This window comes from Lactobacillus sp. UMNPBX12 (assembly GCF_002553955.1).
In the GTDB taxonomy this organism is placed as follows: domain Bacteria; phylum Bacillota; class Bacilli; order Lactobacillales; family Lactobacillaceae; genus Lactobacillus; species Lactobacillus crispatus.
Map to the genome: position 1 here is coordinate 1 of NZ_PCYY01000059.1, position 1,671 is coordinate 1,671.

At 42.3% G+C, this 1,671-nt stretch carries 1 protein-coding gene; it reads right to left on the reverse strand.

Annotated features, from left to right (window positions below; all coding sequences use genetic code 11):
* Positions 1 to 185: 185 nt before the first annotated feature.
* A complete protein-coding gene (locus CP363_RS10455) occupies positions 186 to 1,409 on the reverse strand; it encodes an IS110 family transposase (protein ID WP_069168440.1) in 1,224 nt (407 codons plus the stop codon).
* Between the last annotated feature and the right edge of the window lie 262 nt (positions 1,410 to 1,671).

Genomic DNA, 1,671 nt, shown 5'->3' on the forward strand with positions numbered 1-1,671 from the left:
CTGCTTTTTTCTACTCTAAGTCAAGTGTTATCAACGATTTTAAGCAATTTTATTTTGAAATACAGGCCTAATCGGGAAATGGCTCCCGGAGAATCGAGTTAAATATCTGATTTAGGGCATGATAAATACAGCCACCTTCTGTAATTTCAAAAAAGAGGCTGTTATAATATCTATTGGATCAATTTTTATGACAAAAGTCTTTGGTTATGTTTGGCTACGTCATAGCTATATAATTGATCATTCTTAATTAAAGCGAAGATCGTCCGTAATAATTTATGGATCGATGCGATAGCGGCCTTCTTGTGACTTGCAGTCTCAGAAGACCGTTTTCGTTTCTCGTAATAATCCGCAATATGAGAAGGGTTTCCCGCTTTCTTAGCCGACTGAATTTGGTTGATTGCCAAGTACAGCACCTTTCTGCCGATAGCTGTCCCACGCTTTGAAATTGACAGGTGGGCCGTGAGGTTGCCAGATTCATAAACTTGAGGGTCAACGCCAACGAAGGCATTTAATTGGCTAGGGTTGTTAAAACGTCTGATATCCCCAAGCTCACTAATGATTCTTAGAGCGGTATTTTCGCCGATGCCTGGAATGCTTGTGAGGATCTCCAGATCCCGCTTGGGAGCGAGCTTGGTCATCTCCTTTAAAGCTGTCTGGCACGCCTCTTCAGCGCTCAGAATATTGTTAATGGCCATTTCGAGGCCACGAATATGTGCACTGTCCTTTTTGACAGCTGGGCATGCGACTTTAGCCAAACGAATAAGACTTTGCATTATGTCGTTAGCGCGCTTTTTACCAATACCAGATAAGCCTTTTAAGAAGTCGATGATATCGGCTTCTTTTGTTTCTAATACGATATCAGGGTGTGGGAATCTGAGAACAATACTCCAGTAGTTTTTCCCTCTCGGGTTAACCATTAAGTGCTCAATCTCTGGGAAAGTGAGCTGAATGGCTTTGTGCAGTCTATTCCTGTTGGTTATCAGATCGTGCGAAGCCTGCTCATAGATGCGGTTATTGGCCATCAATTCTTGATATTCTTTGCTTTGAACGTAGGCCAGCCGTTGCGGGTGCTCAGACTGCAGCTTGGCAAGGTACAAGGCATCAAGCTTATCGGTCTTGTTCTGGTGCAGGTCATCCTTTGTCTTTCTTTTGGCTTCCAGCGGGTTCATCATGACATAGCGCAATTTGTGCATGTCCAAAAACGCCTGGAGTCTTCTGGAATAGACACCAGTTGCTTCAAAGATAATCTGCGGTTTAGTAACCTGCTTAAGGTCATCTAGCAACTGATTGAAGCCTACCATATCGTTGGAGATGGCATAGTCATCAACTTTTTGGCCATTGACCATAATGCATACGTTAGACTTCCGGCTGCTAACATCAATACCAAAAACAGTTTTCAATAAATCCATAAGAATAAACCTCCGCTTTACTTGGAGATGAGCTGCCTCCATCTAATCCAATCAGATCTAATTTTCTCAACAGGACTTTAACAGCCAACATACTTAGACGAGATTCACAATTGAATGGTGAAGCTGCCAGTTTTGTTTACGACATCATGTGTCCAAAGCAGTCACGGCATTGGCTTCATCTCCACTTTACATAGTAAAAGAAAAAGTGTTGAACGACTACTCCGTCGAGTAATCATCCAACACTAGATTAGTATGTTTTGTT

What these genes read in the sequence shown, in the direction of transcription:
- CP363_RS10455 (WP_069168440.1), bottom strand. Translation starts at nt 1,409, where the DNA reads ATGGATTTATTGAAAACTGTTTTTGGTATTGATGTTAGCAGCCGGAAG.